At 53.9% G+C, this 25,880-nt stretch carries 20 protein-coding genes and 1 tRNA gene; 15 read left to right on the forward strand and 6 right to left on the reverse strand.

Translation table 11 applies throughout. From position 1 onward, the window contains the following. Positions 1-89 precede the first annotated feature (89 nt). From KI379_RS21070 to KI379_RS21100, 7 genes are all read left to right on the forward strand, one after another. Positions 90-1,628: a methyl-accepting chemotaxis protein gene (locus KI379_RS21070; protein WP_212984824.1), complete on the forward strand. Its 1,539-nt coding sequence runs from the start codon at positions 90-92 to the stop codon at positions 1,626-1,628. Positions 1,629-1,814: 186 nt separating this feature from the next. Next, positions 1,815-2,570, forward strand: coding sequence for an SIMPL domain-containing protein (locus KI379_RS21075; RefSeq protein WP_212984825.1), 756 nt, complete (start codon positions 1,815-1,817; stop codon positions 2,568-2,570). A gap of 284 nt (positions 2,571-2,854) precedes the next feature. Next, positions 2,855-3,829 (forward strand): ABC transporter ATP-binding protein, encoded by a 975-nt coding sequence (locus KI379_RS21080; protein ID WP_279628491.1) that lies wholly within the window; start codon positions 2,855-2,857, stop codon positions 3,827-3,829. Beyond that, positions 3,826-4,677: an ABC transporter permease gene (locus tag KI379_RS21085; RefSeq protein WP_212984826.1), complete on the forward strand. Its 852-nt coding sequence runs from the start codon at positions 3,826-3,828 to the stop codon at positions 4,675-4,677. The genes KI379_RS21080 and KI379_RS21085 overlap by 4 nt, the downstream gene beginning before the upstream one ends. Further along, positions 4,674-5,480: an ABC transporter permease gene (locus KI379_RS21090; protein WP_076173166.1), complete on the forward strand. Its 807-nt coding sequence runs from the start codon at positions 4,674-4,676 to the stop codon at positions 5,478-5,480. The genes KI379_RS21085 and KI379_RS21090 overlap by 4 nt, the downstream gene beginning before the upstream one ends. A 98-nt stretch (positions 5,481-5,578) precedes the next feature. After that, complete coding sequence (locus tag KI379_RS21095; protein WP_116233094.1) at positions 5,579-6,631, forward strand: ABC transporter substrate-binding protein; 1,053 nt, start codon at positions 5,579-5,581, stop codon at positions 6,629-6,631. Positions 6,632-7,004: 373 nt separating this feature from the next. Continuing rightward, positions 7,005-8,108: a PdaC/SigV domain-containing protein gene (locus tag KI379_RS21100; protein WP_212984827.1), complete on the forward strand. Its 1,104-nt coding sequence runs from the start codon at positions 7,005-7,007 to the stop codon at positions 8,106-8,108. Between the two features lie 160 nt (positions 8,109-8,268). On the opposite strand, the gene KI379_RS21105 is transcribed toward KI379_RS21100, so the two are convergent. From KI379_RS21105 to KI379_RS21130, 6 genes are all read right to left on the reverse strand, one after another. Further along, positions 8,269-9,711, reverse strand: a complete 1,443-nt coding sequence (locus tag KI379_RS21105) for an MFS transporter (RefSeq protein WP_212984828.1) — start codon at positions 9,709-9,711, stop codon at positions 8,269-8,271. 269 nt (positions 9,712-9,980) lie between these two features. Continuing rightward, positions 9,981-10,937, reverse strand: coding sequence for a class 1b ribonucleoside-diphosphate reductase subunit beta (gene nrdF, locus KI379_RS21110; RefSeq protein WP_089549396.1), 957 nt, complete (start codon positions 10,935-10,937; stop codon positions 9,981-9,983). 78 nt (positions 10,938-11,015) lie between these two features. After that, positions 11,016-13,100 carry a class 1b ribonucleoside-diphosphate reductase subunit alpha gene (gene nrdE, locus KI379_RS21115; RefSeq protein ID WP_244879393.1) on the reverse strand — a complete coding sequence of 695 codons (2,085 nt, stop codon included), beginning with the start codon at positions 13,098-13,100 and terminating at the stop codon, positions 11,016-11,018. Beyond that, entirely contained in the window at positions 13,087-13,446 is a 360-nt protein-coding gene (gene nrdI / locus KI379_RS21120; protein ID WP_212984830.1) for a class Ib ribonucleoside-diphosphate reductase assembly flavoprotein NrdI, read from the reverse strand. Before nrdI ends, nrdE begins: the two co-directional genes overlap by 14 nt. Positions 13,447-13,873: 427 nt before the next feature. Then, entirely contained in the window at positions 13,874-14,470 is a 597-nt protein-coding gene (clpP, locus tag KI379_RS21125) for an ATP-dependent Clp endopeptidase proteolytic subunit ClpP (RefSeq protein WP_076173158.1), read from the reverse strand. A 208-nt stretch (positions 14,471-14,678) separates the two neighbouring features. Continuing rightward, positions 14,679-14,753: transfer RNA gene (locus tag KI379_RS21130), tRNA-Arg, on the reverse strand. A gap of 240 nt (positions 14,754-14,993) precedes the next feature. On the opposite strand from KI379_RS21130, the gene KI379_RS21135 reads away from it, so the two are divergent. From KI379_RS21135 to rnr, 8 genes are all read left to right on the forward strand, one after another. Continuing rightward, positions 14,994-16,031, forward strand: coding sequence for a sugar-binding transcriptional regulator (locus KI379_RS21135; RefSeq protein WP_116233090.1), 1,038 nt, complete (start codon positions 14,994-14,996; stop codon positions 16,029-16,031). Positions 16,032-16,110: 79 nt separating this feature from the next. Continuing rightward, a complete protein-coding gene (gap, locus tag KI379_RS21140) occupies positions 16,111-17,121 on the forward strand; it encodes a type I glyceraldehyde-3-phosphate dehydrogenase (protein ID WP_076173156.1) in 1,011 nt (336 codons plus the stop codon). 197 nt (positions 17,122-17,318) lie between these two features. Beyond that, complete coding sequence (locus KI379_RS21145) at positions 17,319-18,500, forward strand: phosphoglycerate kinase (RefSeq protein WP_212969512.1); 1,182 nt, start codon at positions 17,319-17,321, stop codon at positions 18,498-18,500. A gap of 63 nt (positions 18,501-18,563) precedes the next feature. Further along, positions 18,564-19,316 carry a triose-phosphate isomerase gene (gene tpiA, locus KI379_RS21150; protein ID WP_212984831.1) on the forward strand — a complete coding sequence of 251 codons (753 nt, stop codon included), beginning with the start codon at positions 18,564-18,566 and terminating at the stop codon, positions 19,314-19,316. 1 nt (position 19,317) lies between these two features. After that, the gene (gpmI, locus tag KI379_RS21155; protein WP_076173154.1) at positions 19,318-20,862 is read left to right on the forward strand and encodes a 2,3-bisphosphoglycerate-independent phosphoglycerate mutase; all 1,545 of its coding nucleotides are present in this window, start codon (positions 19,318-19,320) and stop codon (positions 20,860-20,862) included. A 202-nt stretch (positions 20,863-21,064) separates the two neighbouring features. After that, complete coding sequence (gene eno / locus KI379_RS21160; protein WP_076173153.1) at positions 21,065-22,351, forward strand: phosphopyruvate hydratase; 1,287 nt, start codon at positions 21,065-21,067, stop codon at positions 22,349-22,351. Positions 22,352-22,699: 348 nt separating this feature from the next. Continuing rightward, positions 22,700-22,933, forward strand: a complete 234-nt coding sequence (gene secG, locus KI379_RS21165) for a preprotein translocase subunit SecG (protein ID WP_076173152.1) — start codon at positions 22,700-22,702, stop codon at positions 22,931-22,933. Positions 22,934-23,143: 210 nt separating this feature from the next. After that, positions 23,144-25,759, forward strand: coding sequence for a ribonuclease R (rnr, locus tag KI379_RS21170; RefSeq protein ID WP_212984832.1), 2,616 nt, complete (start codon positions 23,144-23,146; stop codon positions 25,757-25,759). The last annotated feature ends 121 nt before the right edge of the window (positions 25,760-25,880 follow it).

Raw genomic sequence — 25,880 nt, forward strand, 5'->3', positions numbered from 1 at the left:
CGATCCGATATCATAGCTATAGCCGTTCATGTAAGCGGCGGCAGCGGGGAAGCCCGGATGCATTTATTTTGATAAAGAGGGGTCAACGTATGGGGAAATGGAACAGTACCACAACCAACACAGATGATGCTGAAGGATCGGGGAAACGACGGAGACTGACGATCGTAGAGCGGGACGTGATGGGCAGAAACCGGATTCTGCTGATCGCGATTCTGATCTCCACGCTGATGGCCGTGTCCACGGTCAAGCTGGGAAGCTTCGATAATCTGACGAGTCTCAACAACTTAAGCTTCTTGATTGATTTAGTGGTCCTGCTGGTGATGGTGTACAGCCAAGTCCGGCGTAAGCTGATTCATCAAGCGGCCGTTATTGCCATTACAGGGGTGGCGCTGACAGTCCTCATTCAGGCGTTGGATTCCACCAGCCCGAGCAGCTTGTTTTCCATATACTATTTGCTCGTGTTGGCGCTGATCACCTTGCGTATTATATTAACCTCGATCACGATGCTGTACGGCTTGGGGTTGATGCTCTACCTGTGCCTGCAAAAGGCTGATGAGGTTCAGCTCGGAACCGGTTCGAAGGACGGACCTTTAACGGTCATCATTATGTATGCGCTTGTATGCGTCATGGTGTTCCTGCTGCTGCGGGTGACCCGGTCCTTGATGAACAATATGAAAGCGGCAAGCGATCAGACCGAGCGGCTGCTGGCCGAGCAGAAGGAACAAAAGGAACACGTGCTGGGGAGCGTGGCTGCGGTGACCGGCAGCATCGACGACCTGACGCAGGCGGTCGAGGATAACACCGCCTCTTTCCAGCAGATGAACGTCGCCTTTCAGGAAATATCGGGCGGGGCATCATCCCAGGTGGATTCCACCTATGCCATTAACGAGTCCATTAAGCGGATGAACGAGATGATCAAGCAGATGTCCAGCTCGACGGAAACGCTGCTGAGCCAGACAGGTACGGCGAACCGGCTGTCGGAATCCGGCAAGGACAAAGTGGAGCAGCTGAACGAAGCGATTATCGAATTCAAGGAAGAAATCGGCGCCATGTCGCAGGATATCCAGAGCTTGACCGGAAAGGTTCATGAAACGACGCAGTTCAGCCAGACCATTCAGGAGATTGCGAACCAGACCAACCTGCTGTCGCTGAACGCCAGCATTGAGGCGGCACGGGCAGGTGAGCATGGCCAAGGTTTTGCCGTGGTCGCCAGGGAAATCCGCAAGCTGGCGGAGAATGCCTCGGACTCGACGGAGAAAATTTCGCTCCAGCTTCACAGCTTCTCCGAGCTGATGAGCGACACCCTGATGCGAATGGATCAGGTTGCGGAGCGGATGCAGAAGAGCAGCGAGATGACGCATGAGACGTACGAAGCCTTTGAATCCATTAAACAATCGGTGGCCGGACTGCTGCAGATTTCCGACGGGTACCGTGGATTGCTTCACGAAGTGGAGACGTTCTCGGGTTCCATTGATGAGTCGACTTCGCATCTCGCGTCGGTGAACGAGCAAACGTCGGCTACGCTGCAGGAGCTGTCGGCCACATTGCAGTCCCTCCTCGGCAACAATGAGCAGAGCCTGGCCGGCATTAAGGAAGCGCAGAGCCACTTGAAATCGATCGTCAGCTGACCGTTTCATAGGCAGAAGATTATTTTTCTAACATGTGCAACATTTAACAGTCCCCTACGTCTAGTAGACAAATACAGTTGGAAGGTGAGGGCGGCAGCGCAGGCGGTTTGACCTACAGGCTGCGTCCGTGCTTGCGCTTTCGGCTATATGGATACACTGGAAGTATATAAAGGGAGGCTAAAGGTAATGAAAACATGGCTGAAACCGGTAGGTTCCGTGCTGATCGCAGGAGCGCTCTTGGCTGGAGGCGCGGGCGTCACCGGACTGGGTGGCTCGACCACCGTCTATGCGGACCAGGATGTACAGCGCAATGTCATCAATGTTGTGGGCAAAGGTGAGATTTCGGTCAAGCCGGATATCGCATACTTGTCGATCGGTGTGGACTCGCAGGCGGCAACGGCACAAAGCGCGCAAAAGGCAACGGCAGACAAAATCCAAAAGATCACCGCGCTGCTGAAGACGACGTGGAAAATCGAAGACAAAGATATCAAGAGCACCACGTTCTATGTGCAGCCGAACTACACCTACAACGAGAAGGACGGACAAAAAGTGACGGGCTATACAGCCCACCATACGCTGCAGGTATCGTACCGCGACCTGTCCAAGGTGGGACAGCTGCTTGACGCCGCTTCCGGTGCGGGCGCCAACAACATCGAGAGCGTCCAGTTTTCCGTCGAGAACCGTGACCAATATGAGGCACAAGTGATTGAGAAGGCGATGGCTAACGCTGATCTGAAAGCAGGCGCGATTGCCAAGGCCGCCAAGCGCCAGCTGGGAGTGGTTCTGGCCGTGAGCCAGGGCGATGCGCAGAACCCGATCATCTATGCCGAATCTTCCATGGCCAAAATGGCTGCGGACAGCAACGCCGGCAACGCAACGTCGGTGGAGCCTGGCGAAGTGAAAGTATCGACGCAGCTGAGTGTGCAGTACGAAATGAAATAAACACGGGCTGATTTGGTCCGAGCCAAGCCGCCGTTTCGGGGACAGACGTCCCTTGAAGCGGCGGCTTTTTGCGCAGATGTGAGTCCCGATCCCCCCTTTTCCAGCGGGAAAACACAGAAAGGTATTGTACCAAGGGTCAAAAAACGTTATAGTGAATATGCGAAAATTTGTACATGCAGCAACAGTTTAAACAACTTCCGTTGAATCGTAACGGGGAAAAATAATTTACCGAAAAAGCCATACCCATGGATATGGCTTTTTTCTTAGTAATGGATAAGGGGTTGATGCATATGATTGAACTTGTCCAGATTGAGAAGCAATTTGAAGGACAAGTTGTCGTGCATCCGCTGTCACTGAACATTGAAGAAGGGGAATTCCTGACTCTGCTCGGGCCTAGCGGCTGCGGTAAGACGACCATACTACGCATGATTGCCGGATTCGAACAGCCGACTCACGGTGAGATTATTCTGGAAGGGCAGAACGTCACGAAGCTTCCGCCTAACCAGCGGGATCTGAACCTGGTGTTCCAGCACTACGCGCTGTTCCCGCATATGACCGTCGGAGACAATATCGCCTTCGGTTTGAAAATGAAAAAGCTGCCCCAGGCAGAGCAAAAAGCACGGGTTGCTGAAGCCGTCCAGATGACGCAGCTAACCGCGCTTACTTCGCGTTATCCGCATCAGCTGTCCGGCGGACAGCAGCAGCGGGTGGCCATCGCGAGAGCGATCGCGAACAAGCCCAAAGTGCTCCTCCTCGACGAGCCGCTGGGCGCGCTCGACCTGCAGCTGCGCAAGAGCCTGCAGTCTGAGCTGAAGCATCTGCAGCGCTCGCTGGGCATTACCTTTGTGTATGTCACGCACGACCAGGAGGAAGCAATGATGCTGTCCGACCGGATCGTGATCATGAACAGCGGCAAAGTCGAGCAGATCGGCACGCCGAAGGACATCTATGCCGCGCCGAAGACGCTTTTCGCCGCGACTTTCGTCGGGGAGAACAACATTTTCAGTTCCGGTTCGGAGCTGTTTGCCGTACGGCCGGAGAAGCTGCGTCCAAAACGGGAAACCGAAGGGGTCCGCAAGACGGGAGTCATTCAGGATGTGCTGTATCTTGGCAACGTTCATAAGCTAACCGTCCAGCTCGATGGCGAACCGATGATGGTAACGATCGCTCTGGACTTCGAAGATGAGATCGTTTGGAAGGTTGGGCAGCGGATCGGGGTGGACTGGAATCAGCGGGATGAGGTGGTCATCGGGGCATGAGACGATCCAAGCTGCTGATTACGCCGGTTCTGCTGTGGCTGGCACTGTTTCTGCTCGTCCCGATGGTGATCGTCGTGGTCATGTCATTGATGAGCCGCGACACACTGGGCAATGTTGTCTTTCATTTCTCGCTGAACGGGTATAAAACCTTTTTCGACTCTTTGTATCTCGGCATCTATTGGGATACGTTAGTGCTGTCGGTGGTGACGACCGTCGTATGCTTGTTGGTCAGCTACCCGCTCGCTTATTTTATCGCCAATGCCTCTCCCAAGGTGCAGACCTGGGGACTGGTGCTGATCACGATTCCGTTCTGGATCAACTTCCTGATCCGGACGTACGCCTGGGTGCTGCTGCTGCGCACGCAGGGCGTGGTGAATACGCTGCTGATCCATTTTGGATGGATTCAGGAGCCGCTGCAGATGCTGTATACCAAAGGCGCGGTGCTGCTTGGCATGGTCTACAACTTCATTCCGTTCATGGTGCTGCCGATTTACGTCGCGCTGGAACAGATGGACAAGCGGCTGCTGGATGCGGCCAGCGACCTGGGGGCTACCCGCTGGAAAGCGTTCCGGCACATCACGCTGCCGCAGAGCAAGTCCGGGATCATGACCGGCTGCGTCTTGGTCTATGTCTCCACGACGGGGATGTTTGTCGTCACGGATATTCTTGGCGGTGCCAAGTCGACGATGATCAGCAACATTATCCAGCAGCAGTATCTGGGGGCGCGCAACTGGCCGTTCGGCTCGGCGCTGTCCGTGATTTTCGTCATCACATCCCTTATTCTGATCCTGCTGTTTAACCGGGCGATGCAGTCCCGGGCGGACCGAGCGAAGGAGGGGAGAGCATGAAGAGAAAAAGTCATCCCCTGCTGGGGATTCACTCCGTGCTGATGATGATCTTTATTTATGTGCCGATTCTGCTGATTATTATTTATTCATTTAATAACACGAGGCTCAGCGGGGACTGGGAAGGATTTACGTTCGACTGGTACGCCTCGCTGATGACCGATGACCATGTGCTTGAAGCGCTCATGAACAGCTTGACCGTCGGGATCGTATCCACGATCGTAGCGACGCTGCTTGGAACCGTGGGCGCCTTGTCCCTGCGGGGGCTTGGCCGGCGATGGAAGGGCAGCATGAACGGGCTCATGTACCTGCCCGTCATTATTCCCGACATCATCATGGGGCTGTCGCTGCTGGTGCTGTTCAACCAGATGCATGTCCCGCTGGGTAAAGCGACGGTCATCATCGCCCATATCACGTTCAGCATGTCGTACGTCTATGTCGTCGTGACGGCCCGCCTTGCGGGAATGGGCAAGCAGCTGGAGGAGGCGGCCGCCGACCTTGGCGCCACCCCTTGGCAGACGTTCCGCCATGTAACGTGGCCGCAAATTTTCCCGGGCGTCATCTCGGGGGCGCTGATCGCGTTTACGATGTCGCTGGACGACTTTATGGTCAGCTTCTTCGTAGCCGGGCCTAGCTCGACTACGCTGCCGATTTATATTTACGGCCAGGTGAAGCGGGGAATCTCGCCGGAAATTAACGCACTCTGTACGCTGCTGATCGTGGTGAGCGTCGTGCTGATTTTGCTGGCGCAGTTTTTCCTCAACCGCGGCAAGGGCCAGAAGAAACATAAAATGCTGCCGATTTAACGCAGCTGCAAGATATTGAACTATTTGATGGAACTATTGATTGAGCTACAAGGATATGGACTACACGCTATAAGGAGAAAGAGAGGAGATATGTTACTGTGAAAAGAAAGGGTATCGCCGGTCTCGTACTGGCTGGGGCACTCGCCCTCGTGTCGGTTGCATCCCTGGGAGGATGCTCATCTTCCAAGGAGACGCTTCATATTTACAGCTGGGCTGACAATTTTGACGAGCAGGTGCTCAAGGACTTCGAGAGTAAATTCAACGTCAAGGTTACGTATGACAACTATGCGAACAACGAGGATTTGCTGGCCAAAATCAAGGCGGGCGGCGGCGGATACGATCTGATCCAGCCTTCGGACTACATGGTGCGGACGATGATCGAGAACAATCTGCTGGAACCACTGGACAAGAACAACATTCCGAACTTCGCGAACATTCAGGAATCGCTGAAGAACCCTGATTTTGACCCGGGCAATAAATACTCGATCGTATACACTTCCGGCGTAACGGGTATTGCGTATAACAAAAAGTACGTGAAGGACACCATCGACAGCTGGGAGGATCTGTGGGACCCGAAATACAAGGGCAAGGTCCTTCTGCTGGACGATAACCGCGAAGTGATTGGCATGGCCTTGAAGAAGCAGGGGCACTCGAACAGCTCCCAGGATGAAGGCGAGATCAAGTCGGCCGTGGACGACCTGAAGAAGCTGCTGCCGAGCGTTCTTGCTTTCGACACGGATACCATCAAGCAGAAAATGATTCAGGAGGAAGGCTGGATCGGAACGGTATGGTCCGGCGACGCGGCTTTTATCGCGAAGGACAATCCGGATGTGGAATATGTCGTGCCAAAAGAGGGCGGGACGATCTTCTCTGATAACTATGCGATCCCGAAAGGGGCCGAGCATAAAGAGCTTGCCGAGAAGTTTATCAACTACATGCTCGATCCGCAGGTCAGCGCAAAGAACTATGAGTCGATCGGATACAGCGATCCGAACGCCAAAGCGATGGAGTTCCACAGCGAGGAATACCGGAACAACCATATGATCAACCTCTCCGAAGAAGAGCTGGGCCGGACGGAATGGCTCGGTGACGTAAAGGATACCCTGCAGCTCTATGACCGTTACTGGACGGAGCTGAAGAGCGGACGGTAGTAAGCAGAGGCCTTACAACGACCGTTAATATCGTTTAAGAATAATTGCCCTGTTTCGGGATCCATGCTTAAGCTGGCTTCCGGAACGGGGCATTATTTTTATTTCGTGAGCTTTTTAAGTCCTGGCGCGGTGCTGGTGTCCTATGAAGGGGGACTTCATGATCGCAAGGCCCGTGACCGATCGGATGAAGAAACACAAAGTTAACGTAAAGGTTAAGAGAGTTATACTTTTGGCTGGCGTAAACGACAATACTGTAACCCCGGTTGTAAACAAATCGGCGGAGCTCTTTTTTATAATAGGGAAGTGGTGAATTTGGGTAATAAATCATATGACTAGCACAAGCAGCAATGTTTGGAGAGGAGATTTGATAGGGATGAACAAGGGAATGAAATGGGGAGCCGCGGTGCTGGCCGCAGGCGTATTGATCGGAAATGCCGGCGTGTTTGGGGGATCGCAGGTGTCGGCTGCAGCCTCAAAGCCGGTCGTGAAGCCGGCTGCGCAGCCGGGAGTGGCGTTAAAATATAACGGCAAGGTGCTATCGCTGCAGGGGAAATTGGTTGACGGGGTCACCATGATTCCGGTGTCCATTTTGCGTGATGCCGCCGGTATGCCGCTGTCTTATAATCCGGGTATCAAGACGTGCACTGTCGGATCCGGGGTAACGAAGCTGAACCTGGAGGTTTCCGACTACGGGGTCAGCGCTTACATCAACGGAAGCTATGTCGGGGACAATTCGAACAGCTACGATGGAAAATTGATCGACGGCAAGCTGTACGTTCCTTTCAAGCTGCTGAACGACTATATGGGCTTCCAGGGCGTGTATACTGCGTCTTCCAAGACGTTGAGCCTGTCCAAGCGTCAGATGAACCAGGTGACAATCTCCACCGAACTCATCAAGGCGAGCGACGCCAATGCAACGATTCTGATCCGTTATCCTCAGTTAAGCGGGCTGGCTAACGCGGACGCCCAGGAGGCGATCAACAAAGTATTTAAAGACAAGGCGGAAGCGTTCGCCACAGAAGCCAAGGCCAAGGCGAAAAAGCGCGACGCGAAGGTGGAGCACCCGTATGAGTTCGACGGAACGTTCCTGGTTACTTATAACCGCCAAGGCGTCCTGAGCATCGTGACGGATTCTTATGAATACACAGGCGGAGCTCACGGGATGACGGCCCGCGAAGGGTTTACGTTCTCGTTGAAGGACGGCAAACAGCTGACGCTGGACAGCCTGCTCCACAATTCGGCCGACGCCAAGACCAAGCTGGACAAACTGCTGAAGCAAAAAGCGACCAAAGACGGCTTCACAGACGGCTTCAACGGGCTGAAAAAGGACGCGGACTTCTATGTGAAGGAAAGCGGATTGACGATCTTCTTCCAACAGTATGAAATCGGGCCGTATGCCGCCGGCTTCCCGACGTATACGTTCAACTTCAGCGACCTGCTGCCGAAGGGAACGGACCCGTTCGAAGCAGCGAAATAATGGAGCCGATGCAGCCGAGATGATGTAAGCGAGTCTGATGATAGAACATTTATCCCAACGAGCGTCGGTCAACGATCCTCAAGCGGATACTTTAAGCAGCCAAACCCCCGTTAAACCTATAACGGGGGTTTGGCTGTTTTTGCTGCGTGGCGACAGCCGGTCATACTTTTCGTTTGCGGGGCAAAAACAAGGCGACAAGCGCGCCGAGGAGAATGCCGAGCGCCGCCAGATAAATGGCTGTCCGATTACCCCCAGCCAATGCTTGGCGAAAAGCTTCACCCGTCAGTTGATGCGTACCCGAGTTCGCGATGGCGATCAAGATGGCAAGCCCGATGGCATTGCCGATGTTTAAGGTGGTCGAGGCCATCCCGGACGCGACGCCTTGATCCTCCGGGGCTACGCCGTCTGAAGCTGTGATCCACATGGCGGTCCAGGTGATGCCCTGGCCGATCCCAGAGATAACGAGGCCCGGAACGATCATCAGATAGCTGCTATCCGTGTATGCACCTAATGGAATCAGTATGGTCCCAACAATTCCGATGATCATGCCGATAAGCAGCGTGCTTCGCGCCTCCAAACGGGTCGCCAGCCGTTCGCCGAGCTGGGTGCCTGCAGCGATCGCCAAGGAAGGGATAATGAAGGCAAGCCCGGTTTGCAGAGCACTGTATCCGTGCACATTTTGAAATAAGGTTGTCAGGAAGTAAGGTAAGGCACCAAACGTCCCCATGTAGATGAATGTAATGACCATGCTGGCAGCCAAGCTGCGGTTACGGAAAAGATGGATCGACATTAAAGGAGCGGTACTGCGTATTTCGATCAGGGCAAAGATCGACAAGAGGATCAGGGAAAGGGCAGCACAGATGATCATTTCCGTGGAGGCCCAGCCCAATTCGGGTCCCTGGACAAGAACATATACCAGGAGAGTAGCACCTGCGGTTACCGTGGCGGCGCCAGGAATATCGAAATAGCGCTTTTGCTTCCGCCGTTTATCGCGTGGAATGACGAACAGCGCGGCTAGTGCAACGATTCCTGCTAATGGAACATTCACCAAAAAGACCGCTTCCCAACCGAATGCATTGGTCAATACCCCACCCAGGATCGAGCCAATCGTCAGGCCGCTGGCTCCGGCCCCGCCCCATACGGCAAGAGCGCGGTTTCGGCGCGGACCTTCCTCAAACAATCGGTTGATCAGCGATAACGTGGCCGGAAACAGGAACGCCGCTCCGATACCCTGGATGGCACGGGCTATAATGATGACGAGCGGGTCCCAAGCCAAGCCTCCCAATAGCGAAGAAAGGGCGTAAAGGACCAACGCAAAAATAAACATTCGCTTTTGTCCCAGCATATCGGCAGCACGTCCTCCAAGAAGCAGGAAGCCCCCGCAGAAAACCGTGTAAGCACTGACCACCCATTGCAGGGACTGTTCCGAGAAGCCAAGGCCATGTCCGATCTCAGGCAAAGCGACGAAAACGATATTGATGTCGAGCCCGTAAATCAGCTGTGCTAGAGCAAGCAGTGCCAAACTCCATCCCATGCCCCGCTGCTTGACGGAAGCCATTTCGGATTTAGAGCCGCTTAGCCGAGTTTGTTGATCGGTAGACATTCGTAGTTCACCCCTATAATTCAAATTATTTTGAAATGATTGGATCGGGAACATTATATTTCAAAATAATTTGAAATGTCAACAAGGATTTACGCCGCGAAGGTAATCGAGTATTCTGAAACGAATAGAAGGGGAGACCAATACGTACGGCAGTACGACAATCCCAGAAAAAATCCCCTCTGAGCAAACGGCAGTGCGCTTTCCTGCACTTGTCTGCTCAAAGGGGATTTTGTTATGGAGCGGAGCTCCTTCTGTTTACTTGCCTGAACTTATACGTCAAACACGAAGTCGTCGTCGGACAGCGGCTCGATGTTGATCGCGCGGACGTAACCGTTGCCTTTTTTCGAGAAGAAATCATGCTGCTTGGTGTGGGTGCTGATGCCATTGAAGACGATCGGGTTGATCGGCTCTTCCGGGAAATGCGGCTCGAAGCCGAGATTCATCAGCGCTTTGTTGGCGTTATAGCGGACATAGGTTTTGACTTCCTCCTGCAGTCCGATCGGGCTGTACAGGTCATCCGTATATTTCACCTCGTTCTGATACAGCGTCTCAAGCAGCTCGTACAGCTCCCGGCGCAGCTCCTCCTGCTCTTCGAAGGAGAACTCCTGGAACAGCTCCTGGGCCAGCGTGCCGACGTACAGGCCGTGGATGCTCTCGTCGCGGATGATCAGGTCGATGATTTCGCCGCTGCTGGTCATTTTGCCCTGGCCGGCCAGGTAAAGCGGATAGAAGAAGCCGCTGTAGAACAGATAGCTTTCCAGGAAGACGGAAGCGGCCATCGCCTTGTAGAGATCGCGCTTAGTTTGAATGTTTGCGTACCAGGATTCGATGCTCTTCGCTTTGAACTGCAGCTGCTCGTTGTCCTCCACCCAGCGGAAAATGGCGTCGATCTCTTCCGTCGAGGCGAGCGTGGTGAAAATGCTGCTGTACGATTTGGCGTGAATTTGCTCCATCATCGACATGAAGCCGAGCACGGCTTTGCGCTGCAGGCCTTCCACATGCTCCAAAATTTTCGGCATGCCGACGCCGCCCTGCAGCGTATCCAGCAGCGTCAGTCCGCCAAGCACATGCTTGTAGGCGGTGCGCTCCTCGTCAGTCATTTTGATCCAGTCCATTTTATCGTCGGACAAAGGGATTTCGTCGTCGGTCCAAAACTGCATGATGTTCTGCTGCCAGAACATGAGCGTAAAATCGTCATCGGGCCGGTTCCAGTTTACTGCTTTCATCAGACCATTGCTCCTTTTATAGAAGAAGGCGACAGGGGCTGTTCAAGCCCCCGCCGTCGCCTTGCGTAATATTCGAATTTAGACGGCGCAGCTGGTGCACTCTTCGATGGACAATTTTTTCGTCCGGGTGTAGTACAGCGATTTCAGCCCTTTCTGGGCGGCGTAAATATAGAAACGGGACAATTCCCGGGTCGATACGGTGCTGTTGACGTGCAGCACGGTGGAAATGCCTTGGTCCACATGCTGCTGGATTTCCGCGATCATGTCGATCAGGCGGAACTGGTCGATATTGTAAGCCGATTTATAATACCACTGCGTTTCCGCGCTGAGGAACGGCATCGGGTAATATGTCGTCGAGTTCGCGTAGGTACGCGTTTCGATATGCTCGACGATTGGCATGACGCTGGACGTCGCGTTCTGGATGTACGAGATGCTCTGCGTCGGCGCGATCGCCAGACGGTAGGCATGGTACAGTCCGTGCTTCTGAACAAGCGCCTTGAGCTGCGCCCAGTCCTCAGGGGACGGGATCTCGATGCCTTCAAACAGCTGCTTCACGCGTTCCGATTGCGGCCGGAAGTCCTTTTCGAGGTAGCGGTCAAAATAGGTACCCTTCGCGTACTCGGACTTGTCGAAGTCCCGGAACGTTTCGCCGCGATCGCGCGCGATTTCCATGCTTTGCTCCAGCGAGTAGTAGTTCATCATCATGAAAAAGGTGCTCGCAAACTCGCGCGCTTCCGCGCTCTCGTATGCGATTTTGTTTTTGGCCAGGTAACCGTTCAGGTTCATGGCTCCGAGGCCGACGGAGTGCAGCTCCTTGTTGGCGAGGCTCACGCCCGGCGCGTTCTCTACGCGGGAGTGATCGCTGACGACGGTAAGAGCCTCGATGCCTACACGGACCGATTCTTTGATTTTTCCCTGCTCCATTACGTTCACGATGTTCAGCGAGGCCAGGTTGCAGCTGATGTCCCGGCGGATTACGTCGTCGATACCGTAGTCGTTAATTTCCGAGGTCTCCTGCAGCTGGAAAATTTCTGTGCACAGGTTGGACATTTTGATCTGGCCGACATCCTTCAGAGCATGCACCTTGTTGGCGTTCGATTTGTTCACGATGTACGGATAACCGGACTCGAGCTGGATCGAAGCGATTTTCGTCAGCATGTCACGGGCGCTCATGACGGTTTTTTTCGTTACCTGGTCATTGGCGAGCAGCTCGTCGTACATTTCGTCCATGTCCAGGTCGTCCAGATGCTTGCCGTAGGCTTTGTACACCGAGTAAGGGCCAAAGACCACAAGCGGCTTGTTTTGGGCGGCGAGCTCGTAAAATTTATTCGGCACAATCAGCCCGATCGACAGCGTCTTGATGCGCAGCTTCTCGTCGGCGTTGATTTTCTTCGAATCAAGGAACTCGATGACATCCCAGCCGAAAATGTTATAGTATCCGGCACCCGAGCCTTTACGCTGGCCCATTTGGTCGGCATAGGAGAACGCGTCCTCCATCAGCTTCAGCACCGGCATGATGCCTTTGGCCGCTCCGGCCACGCCTTTGATCGGTTCGCCGCGCCCACGCAGCTTGGACAAATTGACGGCAACGCCGCCGCCGATTTTGGACAGCTGCATGCAGGTGCCGAGCACGTAGTTGATCGAATTGAGTGAATCGTCCATTTCCAGCAGGAAGCAGGAGACCAGCTCACCGCGGCGGCTTTTGCCGGCGTTGAGGAAGGTCGGGGTAGCTGGCTGCAGCCGCTGCTCGATCATTGCTTCGGCGATACGGAGCGCTTTACCGATATTCCCTTCGCCCAAGTACAACGCCACGATGGCGACGCGGTCCGGATACTGCTCCAGGTACTGCTTCTTGTCGTTGGTTCTCATCGCATAGTCCTTGTAGAACTTCGAGATCGCCATGTAGGACTGGAATTGGAAGTCGCTGCTCCCCGTCAGGTTGAACACGGACTCGACTTCGTCGTAGGTATAATGCTCAAACACGTTCTCGTAGTAGTCGTTGCTGATCAGGTAATCCAGCTTCTCGCGCAGGGAGCCGAACTTCATCGTATCGCGCTCCACTTCCTCCATAAAGGCGGCAACCGCCTCCCGGTCCTTTTCCAATTGAAAGTAACCGTCCGATCCGCGCTGCATAATTTCGTTGTTGAGTTCAATATGCTTCAATGCTCCGCACCCTCTCTTTGAAAATCTCCGTATCCCGCATCGTTCCCGAAAGCTCAAACTTGGTGATGATCGGCACATGGTACATCTCCGATATCGTATCCGCGCTTTTGGCGAAACGAGGCCCCCAGTTCCGGTTGCCGCTGGCCGACACGCCGCGAAGCATGCGGTTGTTCTTCGACAGGAAGTTGGACACTTTCTCGGGCACCTGCCCAAAACCTGTTGTATACGTTACGAGCACGTAAGGCTCATTCACCTGCTCCTGCTCTTCGATCGGAATGGCTCTCATGTTCAGCTTGTTGACAAAGCGTCTGACATTGCCGGTCTTGGAATCATAGACGATTAGCATGATCCTTCACTCCTGAATAATGTTCTCTGCCGTGGTCACGGGCGCAAAAAAAACGTCTATTGACGTCATTGTAGATAACCACACCACATATCGTGGTCGTTATTCTTGTGATCACAGAATGGTTCAGCTTCGCTGAACATGAAATCCCTTAATCCTAGAACTACACTGAATAGACTGGGATAGAGGGAAAATATGTTATATATACTATGCCGATGGAAATCAATATGTAGATGATATTTGGCATGTAGTAAGAATAATACATCAATATATTGATGTGGTCAAGCCTATGAGAATCATGTTCATGGGTGCGCTTGCAGCCTGCTTGACGCCTTGAAAAACAAAAAAAACAGGGAGCCTCCCGGCGATCCGTAAGCGGATCGATTCGGAGAGATTCCCTGTTTTTCTTCGGTTCCAAAGCCGCGAATATTTACACGCCTTGGATTGGAGTGCTTTCCAGAACTTTATCGATCAGTCCGTATTCCTGCGCTTCAGCTGCGCTCATGAAGTAGTCACGGTCGGTGTCTTTCTCGATGCGCTCCAGCGGCTGTCCGGTACGTTCGGACAGGATGCGGTTCAAGGTGTCGCGCATTTTCAGAATGCGGCGGGCGCGGATTTCGATATCCGTAGCCTGGCCTTGCGCACCCCCGAGTGGCTGGTGGATCATGATCTCACTGTTCGGCAGGCCGAAGCGTTTGCCCTTGGCGCCGGCGTTCAGCAGGAACGCGCCCATGGAAGCGGCCAAGCCTACGCAGATGGTAGATACGTCCGGTTTGATGAACTGCATGGTATCGAATATCGCCATACCGGCCGTAATGGATCCGCCGGGGCTGTTAATGTACAAATGGATGTCTTTCTCCGGATCTTCGGCTGCGAGGAACAGCAGCTGGGCGATGATAGAATTGGCGACCACGTCATTGACTTCGGTGCCCAGGAAAATGATGCGGTCTTTCAGCAAACGGGAATAGATGTCGTAAGCCCGTTCACCGCGGTTGCTTTGTTCGACGACCATAGGAATATAACTCACGTGGAAAACCTCCCTTAATTGGCTCAAAATAGGTCATTCTATACATACTGTTACCGTATTAACCACATGATAAACAATTTCAAACAAAAAGTCAAAGAAAGTCAAACTCGAGGTAAAAAAAATAGCCATCTGATTGGCTGTGGTACGTTTGGTTAAAAACATAACGTAGAACGGTTGCCGTTCTGCGTTCTCTTCTATTGAAGAAAAATGGCGCGCCCGCGAGGAATTGAACCTCGATCTCAGGCTTCGGAGGCCTACGTCATATCCATTGGACCACGGGCGCAAAATTCAATAGCAAGAGTTATTATATGATAGCTTGCCTCAAAATGCAAGGGTTAAGTTATTAATTTTTTTGGATCAGGAAAATGCTGTATAGGAGGAAAGGCTGATGTGAATTATAGTCAGTGGACTACTTGCAACCAGCGCCATTATTGAGTAGAATAGTGGTGGGACTTAAAACGTTGACCCGGGACATTTTAGGGCCAGGGGAGAGAGGGAAGCGGAGTTGCAGGAGTGGAAAGAAATGCGGGATATATTAGAGATACAAAAGCAGCTTCTGCCTGATCTCGTGGACGTTCTCAAGACCAGATATACCATTCTTCATCAGATCATGCTGTCGGAGCTGATCGGCCGGAGAACGCTCGCTGCATCCCTGCATATGACCGAGCGGGTGCTGCGGGCCGAGACGGATCTTCTCAAGTCCCAGGGCCTGATTGAGATCGAGAGCTCTGGGATGAGGGTCAGTGAGGCGGGAAGCAAGCTGCTCGAACAGATGGAGCCGATGGTGAAAGTGCTGTTCGGCCTCAATGATCTTGGCGAGAAGATCCGCCAGACGTACGGCTTGCGCAAAGTCGTGGTCGTGCCCGGGGATTGCGAATCGTCGCCGCTCACGAAGCGTGACTTGGGACGCGCGGGTGCCAAAGCGCTGCTTGGCGTCATGAACCAAGGGGACACCGTAGCGGTGACTGGAGGCTCAACGCTCGCCGAAGTGGCGGAGCAGCTAACGCCGCAGGCGGCCGTACCGATGAAGAACAGCTGGTTCGTGCCAGCTAGGGGCGGACTTGGCGAAAGCGTGGAGTTTCAGGCGAACACGATCGCATCCACCATGGCCAAGCGCGTCGGCGCGCAGTACCGGCTGCTGCATGTGCCGGACCTCCTGAGCGATGAAGCGTATCAGTCGCTGGTGCAGGACCGCAACATCCAGGAGATCGTGCAGGCGATCAGGCACTGCCGCATCATCATGCACGGCATCGGGGACGCGATGGAGATGACCCGCCGCAGAAGGCTGGATCCCGCCGCCGTGGAGGAGATCCGGTCGGAAGGAGCCGTAGCCGAATCCTTTGGCTACTATTTCAATGAACAAGGCGTTGTCGTTCATAAAATGATGACTTTGGGGCTGCGGCTGGAGGACATTATGCGGACCGAGACCGTCATCGGTATTGCAGGCGGCCGAAGCAAGGCCAAAGCGATCCATGCGGTGCTTAAGTTCGGCCATGAGGACATTCTGGTGGTTGACGAAGCGGCCGCAATCGAGATCTGCCGGGAAATTGGCAGCGAGTAAACAACATTCCTTTTGATGTCATGACAGGTATTTACCTGTTTTGAATAAATAAAATACGAACTTTTGGGAGGACTATTCAATGAGTGTAAAAGTAGGCATTAACGGTTTTGGACGTATCGGACGACTCGCTTTCCGCCGTATTCAAAATGTGGAAGGCATCGAAGTTGTAGCCATCAACGACCTTACTGACGCTAAGATGTTGGCCCATCTGCTCAAATATGATACAACGCAAGGCACTTTCAATGGAGACATCGAAGTTCACGACGGCTTCTTCAAAGTGAACGGCAAAGAAGTTAAGGTTCTGGCGAACCGTAACCCTGAAGAACTTCCTTGGGGCGATCTTGGCGTAGACATCGTTCTCGAGTGCACAGGCTTCTTCACAACGAAAGAAGCTGCTGAGAAACACCTGAAAGGCGGCGCTAAGAAAGTTGTAATCTCCGCTCCGGCTACAGGCGACATGAAGACGATCGTATACAACGTTAACCATGAGACACTGGACGGAACTGAGACAGTAATCTCCGGCGCATCTTGCACAACGAACTGCCTGGCTCCTATGGCCAAAACGCTGAACGACAAGTTCGGTATCGTTCAAGGCTTGATGACAACGATCCACGCTTACACTGGCGACCAAAACACCTTGGACGCTCCGCATCCAAAAGGTGATTTCCGTCGTGCGCGTGCAGCTGCAGAAAACATCATTCCTAACTCCACTGGCGCTGCAAAAGCGATTGGTCTGGTTCTTCCAGAACTGCAAGGCAAACTGGACGGTGCCGCTCAACGCGTACCTGTACCAACAGGTTCCCTGACTGAGCTCGTTACAGTTCTGAACACCAAAGTAACGGCTGACGAAGTGAACGCAGCAATGAAAGAAGCTTCCGATCCAGAAACTTACGGCTACACTGAAGACGAAATCGTATCTTCCGACATCAAAGGCATCACGTTCGGTTCGCTCTTCGACGCTACTCAAACGAAAGTGTTGACTGTTGGCGACCAACAGCTGGTTAAAACCGTTGCTTGGTACGACAACGAAATGTCTTACACTTCCCAATTGGTTCGCACATTGGCATACTTCGCTAAGATCGCTAAGTAATAGCGGCCATCCCATAGCGAAAACATCCCGAGCGGAAACAGGCATCCTATGTTTCCGCTCTTTAAAATATAGAATGCATAAATTTTCAGCGGGGCTGAGCCATTCTATAATTGCAAGATAAATGTCCTAACATGCTGAACCACGGGGCTGAGGAAGACTGTCCTGTTAAAAATATGGGTGCGGAGGGAAACAATACGATGAACAAGAAGTCTGTACGTGATGTAGAAGTAAACGGCAAGCGCGTATTCGTGCGCGTTGATTTTAACGTGCCATTGGAAGACGGCAAAATTACTGACGATACACGGATCCGTGAAACGTTGCCAACGATCAACTACCTGATCGAGCATGGCGCGAAAGTGATTCTGGCCAGCCACATGGGACGCCCGAAAGGCGAAGTGGTAGAATCCATGCGTCTGACACCTGCGGCAGAGCGCCTGTCCGAGCTGCTCGGCAAATCGGTTGCCAAGGCTGACGAAGCAGTTGGCGACGCGGTCAAAGCGCAAGTGGAGAAGCTGAACAACGGCGACGTGCTGCTGCTTGAAAATGTCCGCTTTTACCCTGGCGAAGAGAAAAACGATCCGGAACTTGCGAAGCAGTTTGCTGAGCTGGCTGACCTGTTCGTAAACGACGCGTTTGGCGCCGCTCACCGTGCGCATGCTTCGACCGAAGGTATCGCTCATTACCTGCCGGCTGTTTCCGGCCTGCTGATGGAGAAGGAGCTTTCCGTACTCGGTAAAGCACTGTCCAATCCGGAGCGTCCTTTCACAGCGATCATCGGCGGTTCCAAGGTTAAGGATAAAATCGACGTTATCGACAACCTGCTGAACATCGCGGATAACGTACTGATCGGCGGCGGCCTGTCCTATACGTTCATGAAGGCACAGGGCTATGAGATCGGTCTGTCTTTGTGCGATAATGAAAAACTGGATGTCGCGCTCGGATTTATCCAAAAAGCGAAGGATCTCGGCAAAAACTTCCTGCTTCCGGTTGACATCGTCATCGCGGACGATTTCAGCGCCAATGCGAACGTGGACATCGTAGAAGTCGGCAACATCCCAGAGAAATGGGAAGGCGTGGACATCGGGCCGAAAACCCGTGCCAAATATGCGGAGATCATCAAGAACTCCAAACTCGTGGTATGGAACGGACCGATGGGCGTATTTGAAATCGATCCCTTCTCCAACGGTACACGTGAAGTGGCAGAAGCCTGCGCCCAAACCGAAGGCTACACCATCATCGGCGGCGGCGATTCGGCGGCAGCGGCAGAGAAATTCCATCTGGCTGACAAAATGGATCACATCTCCACTGGCGGCGGCGCATCCCTCGAATTCATGGAAGGCAAGGCTCTCCCTGGCGTCGTGGCACTGAACGACAAGTAAGCAAGAAGCGCCGAAAGAGCGCGGAACGTACGGACCCGTAAGGACAAAAAAGGAGTGAAAAGTGTGAGAACACCTATCATCGCCGGCAACTGGAAAATGTTCAAAACCGTTCCGGAAGCCAAAACGTTTATCGAAGAAGTCAAAGGCAAAGCTGAAGTTGAAGGCGTGGAGAGCGTCATCTGCGCTCCGTTCACGAACCTTCCCGCTTTGGTGGAAGCCGTGAAAGGCACATCGATCAAAATCGGTGCGCAAAACCTGCATTTTGAAGATAACGGTGCGTTCACCGGGGAAATCAGCGGCATGATGCTGAAAGACCTCGGCGTAGACTACGTCATTATCGGGCACTCTGAGCGCCGGCAATATTTTGCCGAAACCGACGAGACCGTGAACAAAAAGGTTCAAGCGGCATTCCGTCATGACCTGACTCCAATCGTGTGCGTCGGCGAGAAGCTGGAAGAGCGCGAAGCCGGCCAAACGAAAGACGTCTGCAAAGTGCAGACGGAAGCAGCGTTCCAAGGCTTGTCCGCAGAACAGGCGGCTCAAGTCGTTATCGCTTACGAGCCAATCTGGGCCATCGGAACCGGCAAGTCCTCGACAGCACAGGACGCTAACGAAGTGATCTCTTATATCCGCAGCCTGGTTGAAGGCCTGTATGGCAAAGAGGTAGCGGATCAGGTCCGTATCCAATACGGCGGCAGCGTGAAGCCGGAAAACGTTAAAGAATACATGGGCCAAAGCGACATCGACGGCGCGCTTGTTGGCGGTGCCAGCCTGCAGCCGGCTTCGTTCATCCAGCTCGTTGAGGGGGCGAAGTAAGATGACCGCACCTAGACCCGTAGCACTGATCATCATGGACGGATTCGGGCTGCGCAGCACGGACGAAGGTAACGCAGTAGCGCAGGCCAAGAAACCGAACTACGACCGATTGATGGCGAAGTATCCGAACACGACGCTGACCGCTTCCGGCGAAGCGGTAGGTCTGCCGGAAGGGCAAATGGGCAACTCCGAAGTCGGCCATTTGAACATCGGCGCAGGCCGCATCGTGTACCAGGATTTGACCCGGATTTCGAAATCGATTCGCGAAGGGGAGTTTTTCAACAATCCGACGCTGGTCGAAGCGGTGCAAGCTGCAAAGAATAACAACAAGAAGCTCCATCTGTACGGCCTCTTGTCCGACGGCGGGGTACATAGCCATATCGAGCATATGTTTGCTATGCTGGACCTTGCGAAAAAAGAAGGACTGGATGAGGTTTACATCCATGCCTTCCTGGACGGACGCGACGTGGCTCCGGATTCCGGCAAGAAGTTCATCCAGGATCTGCAAGCCAAGATCAAGGAAGTTGGCATCGGCAAAATCGCCACGGTACAAGGCCGTTACTATGCGATGGACCGCGATAAGCGCTGGGAACGCGTAGAGAAGTCCTACCGTGCTATCGTATACGGGGATGGACCGAAATACACTGATCCGCTGGTTGCCGTAACGGAATCCTACAACAAGTCGGTATTCGACGAGTTTGTGGAGCCGACCGTCATTGTTGACGAGCAGGGCAATCCGGTATCGCTGGTGGAAAGCGGAGACTCCGTTGTCTTCCTGAACTTCCGCCCGGACCGTGCGATCCAGCTGTCCCAGGTGTTCACGAACAAGGACTTCCGCGGATTCGACCGCGGGCCGAAGTTCCCGGAAAACCTCCATTTCGTCTGCCTGACGCTGTTCAGCGAAACGGTGGAAGGCTACGTAGCCTACGAGCCGAAGAACCTGGACAACACGCTGGGCGAAGTGCTGGTGCAGAATAACAAGAAGCAGCTGCGCATTGCCGAAACGGAAAAATATCCGCACGTTACCTTCTTCTTCAGCGGCGGACGCGACGTCGAGCTGCCTGGAGAAACGCGCATTCTGATCAATTCGCCGAAGGTCGCCACTTATGACCTGAAGCCGGAAATGAGCGCTTATGAAGTGGCGGACGCCTGCGTGAAGGAAATCGAAGCCGAGAAGCATGATGCGATCATTCTGAACTTTGCCAACCCGGATATGGTCGGACACTCCGGTATGCTGGAACCGACGATCAAAGCGGTTGAAGTCACCGACGAGTGCATGGGCAAAGTAGTGGACGCCGTTATTGCAAAAGGCGGGGTAGCGATTATTATCGCTGACCACGGAAACGCCGACATGGTATTTGACGAAGCAGGACGCCCATTCACTGCTCATACGACGAACCCGGTGCCGTTTATTTTGACCGATGAGAACGTAACGCTGCGCGAAGGCGGCATTCTGGCCGACGTGGCGCCGACGATTCTTGATCTGATGCAGCTTCCGAAGCCTGCCGAAATGACCGGCGAATCGATGATCGCAACCCGTAAATAAGCGGAAAATTCGATTCCGGTGATCCGATACGTTATAATGGCTGTAGAAGCTGACAAGCAATATAGAATGAACTCAAGAAGTTCGTGTTGCAGGGCTTGGATAAGGCCGTTACAACAGGGTTCTCCATTCGAGACTTGAGTTCAATCTATATCATGTGGTCTGAATAACCAATTACGAATGTGGAAAAGGAGATTAGCACAAAATGACTATTATTTCTGACGTGTACGCACGCGAAGTCCTCGACTCCCGCGGTAACCCTACGGTTGAAGTTGAAGTATATCTGGAATCCGGCGGCCATGGCCGCGCCATCGTACCATCCGGCGCATCCACAGGCGCTCACGAAGCTGTAGAGCTTCGCGACGGCGACAAAGACCGTTACCTCGGTAAAGGCGTTCTGAACGCGGTGAAGAACGTGAACGAAATCATCGCTCCTGAAGTCATCGGCATGGACGCGCTCGACCAGCTCGGCATCGACAAGCTGATGATCAAACTGGACGGAACACCTAACAAAGGCAAGCTGGGCGCTAACGCCATCCTGGCTGTATCCATGGCCGTAGCCCGCGCGGCTGCTGACGCTCTGGACCTTCCGCTGTACGTATACCTCGGCGGATTCAATGCTAAACAACTGCCTGTACCAATGATGAACATCGTCAACGGCGGCGCTCATGCCGACAACAACGTCGACGTTCAAGAATTTATGGTACTGCCGGTTGGCGCTCCTACGTTCAAGGAAGCTCTCCGTACAGGTGCAGAAATCTTCCACAGCCTGAAATCCGTTCTGAAGGGCAAAGGCCTGAACACAGCGGTAGGTGACGAAGGCGGCTTTGCTCCGAACTTCACGTCCAACGAAGACGCATTGTCCTCCATTATGGAAGCTATCGAAAAAGCCGGCTACAAGCCAGGCGTTGACGTATTCCTCGGTATGGACGTCGCTTCCACTGAATTCTACAAAGATGGCAAGTACCATCTTGAAGGCGAAGGCAAATCCTACACATCCAGTGAATTCGTTGAGCTGCTCGCTTCCTGGGTCGACAAATACCCGATCATCACGATCGAAGACGGCTGCTCCGAAGACGACTGGGAAGGTTGGAAACTCCTTACTGCGAAACTCGGCGACAAGATCCAGCTCGTTGGCGACGACTTGTTCGTAACGAACACCGAGCGTCTTGAGAAAGGTATCGAAGAAGGCATCGGCAATTCCATCCTGATCAAAGTAAACCAAATCGGTACGCTGACAGAAACGTTTGATGCGATCGAAATGGCGAAACGTGCAGGATACACAGCGGTTGTCTCCCACCGTTCCGGTGAGTCCGAAGACAGCACGATCGCTGACATCGCCGTGGCAACGAATGCCGGCCAAATCAAAACCGGTGCTCCGTCGCGTACGGACCGTATCGCGAAGTACAACCAATTGCTCCGCATCGAGGACGAATTGGGCGAACTGGCGCAGTACAACGGCCTGAAGTCGTTCTACAACCTGAAAAAATAAGGCTGTACAGCCTTAAGCAAAGAGCGTTCCGGGTAACTCCGGGGCGCTCTTTTTTTTAAAACAGAAAGTATAAGTTTAATCGGAGTTAGTTTCCTTGTTATGGGGTCCCCGTAAAGTATTTGGAATAGGCATCGAAGCATAAGCCTTACTTTGTGGGGCATTTTTAGCTTGCGGATTGATGCCATAAACGGCGGTGCAGTGCGGGTTTAGCTTGTGTTCGCAAATAGGCTATGGTACAATAAGAATGCTGTTTGTGCACGCTGGGCTGCAGTCTAAGTCCGGCCATAACGGAATTGAAATTTTGACATTCATATAATTGAGATGTTAAGCCATTGGGAGGTGGAACAAATGGAAATCTTGTTGAAGGTGCTGCTCGTGATTTTCTCCATCGCGTTGATCGCGATTGTTCTTTTGCAAAAAGGGAAAAGCGCGGGTCTTTCCGGGGCCATCTCCGGTGGCGCGGAACATCTATTCGGTAAAACGAAAGCACGCGGCATGGATCTCGTGCTGCAGCGCGTGACGGTTGTCGTCGCGGCATGCTTTTTTATCCTGGCCATTGTGGTGGCCGTCGTCGTCAAGTAAAGAATAGCAGCACACCAAAACCTCCGCTCTTTTTCGATTGGAAGATGAGCGGAGGTTTTTTAGGTTGATTAAGGCTTACGGGCAGGGATGCAACCGATTAAATTCGTGTATACTAGGGTATGTGTATATTACTGGACAAATACAACAAACGAACGATTACATAGTCACTTGCGGAAGGCATTCCTGCAAGTCACCTGAGGTGATGAAACGATGATTACGGAACAGATGATACTTGATTTGATGCAGGATCCCGAATATAAACCGATGACGTATCAGGAACTGGAACAGCATTTCGCGATTGACGATGCGCTGGATTTCAAGGATTTTCTGAAAACGCTGAACGCGATGGAGGAGGCAGGGACCATCGTGCGGACCCGGTCGGAACGGTACGGCGTGCCGGAACGGCTGGACCTCCTGAAGGGCCGTCTGCAGGCCCATGCGAAAGGCTTTGCATTCCTGATCCCGGAAGACCGGGAGCATCCGGATGTATATATTGGAGCCAATGATATGAAGAGCGCCATGAACGGGGATACCGTTCTGGTGCGAGTTACGGCTAAGAGCCCTGCAGGCGGCAAGCTGGAGGGGGAAGTGGTGCGGATCGTCAACCGGGCCATTACCCAGATCGTCGGGGTCTTCCAAGGACATGAAGCGTACGGCTTTGTGCTGCCTGACGATAAACGGATCAACCGGGATATTTTTATTCCGAAGGATGCCTTTAACGGGGCGGTCGACGGCGAGAAGGTCGTCGTCAAAATCGTCAATTATCCGGAGGGCCGATCCGCCGCGGAAGGCGAAGTGGTCGAGATTCTCGGGCATAAGGATGATCCGGGGGTCGATATCCTGTCCATTATCCGCAAGCATCAGCTGCCGGAAGCTTTTCCGGAAGAGGTGATGGCAGAGGCGGAGCAGGCACCGGATTCGATCACCGAAGAGGAAATCGTCCAGCAGGGACGGCGCGACCTTCGCGGCAAAACGATCGTCACGATTGACGGAGAGGACGCGAAAGACCTCGATGACGCAGTAAACGTGGAGCGTCTGCCGAACGGCAACTTCCTTCTGGGCGTTCATATCGCCGACGTCAGCTACTATGTCCGCGAGAACTCGGAGCTCGATAAAGAGGCATACAACCGCGGATGCAGCGTCTATTTGGTGGACCGGGTCATCCCGATGCTGCCGCACCGCCTGTCCAACGGCATCTGCTCGCTGAATCCACAGGTGGACCGCCTCACGATGTCCTGCGAAATGGAATTCGACGAGCATATGAAGCTCGTGAGACATGACATTTTTACAAGCGTGATCAAGACGAAGGAACGGATGACGTACAACAACGTCCGGAAGATCCTGAACGACGAGGATCCGGAAGTGACGGAGCGGTACAGCTATCTGGTCGACACCTTCAAGCTGATGAAGGAGCTGGCGCTGCGCCTGCGGGCGAGACGGATGAACCGCGGTGCGGTGGACTTCGACTTCGTGGAGTCCAAGGTGATCGTCGATGAGAACGGCAAGCCGGTCGATATCGTGAAGCGCGAGCGCTCGATCGCCGAGCAGATCATCGAGGAGTTCATGCTGGCAGCCAACGAAACGGTGGCCGAGCATTTCTACTGGATGAAGGTGCCTTTTCTGTACCGGATTCACGAAAATCCGGATCCGGAGAAGCTCCAGACGTTCATGGCGTTTGCGGCCAACTTCGGCCACCATGTGAAGGGCCGGGGCAACTCCGTGCATCCACGGGCGCTCCAGAGCCTGCTGGAGGACATCCAGGGCACGAAGGAGCAGAAGGTCATCAGCACGGTCATGCTGCGCTCGATGAAGCAGGCGAAATACGACGCGGAAATGTCCGGACACTTTGGACTGGCCGCCGAATATTATTCGCACTTTACGTCTCCGATCCGCCGCTATCCGGACCTGGTCATTCACCGGGTGATCCGGGAAGTGCTGGAGAACAAGGGCGTCCTGCCGGAGAACCGGCTGGAGTACCTGGCTTCCCGGATGGCGGACATCGCCCAGCAGTCCTCCGAGCGTGAGCGTGTGGCGGTGGATGCGGAGCGTGACACAGACCAGCTGAAGAAGGCCGAATACATGCTCGACAAGGTCGGCGAGGAATTCGAAGGCATCATCAGCAGCGTGACGAGCTTCGGCATGTTCATCGAGCTCGAGAACACGGTCGAGGGCCTCATCCGGCTGAGCGCGCTGACGGACGATTACTATCATTTCGATGAGGCCTCCATGGCCCTCATCGGGGAGCGCACGTCACGCGTGTTCCGGATCGGCGACGAAGTGAAGATTCGCGTCGAGCGCGTGAACATGGACGATCACACCATCGACTTCGAGATGGTGGATATGAAGCCGCGCAGCGAAGGCCGGCGCGGCGGAAGCTTTGGCGGCCGTGGTGGCGGCCGCGTGGGCAGAGGCGCCGCCATCCGTGAAGGCGGCGAGAATGGCCGCGGCGGGCGCGGTGCGGCCCGTGGCGGCGGCAAGGGCGCGCGGCCGGGCAAGAGCGCCCGCGATGCCGGCGCCGGCGCAGCGCAGCAGGGCGCCGCGCGGGAAGGCGGCCGCAGCGGCGAAGCCAAGCGGCCGGTGAGCTTCGGCTTCGGCTCCGGCAAGGGCGGCTACGGCGCCCCGGCGCCTGGCGGAAGCCAAAGCGGCAGTAAGCCGTCCAGCGGCCGCAAGAAGAAAACGTCGCGCAGCGGCATTTTTGTCGGGGATGGGGCGGCAGCCGCCCGCGAGGACAATGCCGGCAGCGGCGAGGGCGTCGTCCGCAAGCGCAAGAAGAAGGGTGCGGCCAAGAATGGCACAGCCGCCTTCGTGCGCAAGAAGAAAAAGTAGAAGGGTTCCTGGGCAGTATCTTTTAAATCAGGCTTCGCCTGAAATGGGCGCCACACCGTGCGCCTTTTCGCCGAAATCTTGATTTTGCCCAGCCCAGTTGATACAATGGATTTCTGGTATA

The organism is Paenibacillus cineris (assembly GCF_018333335.1).
Taxonomy (GTDB): Bacteria; Bacillota; Bacilli; order Paenibacillales; family Paenibacillaceae; genus Paenibacillus_AQ; species Paenibacillus_AQ favisporus.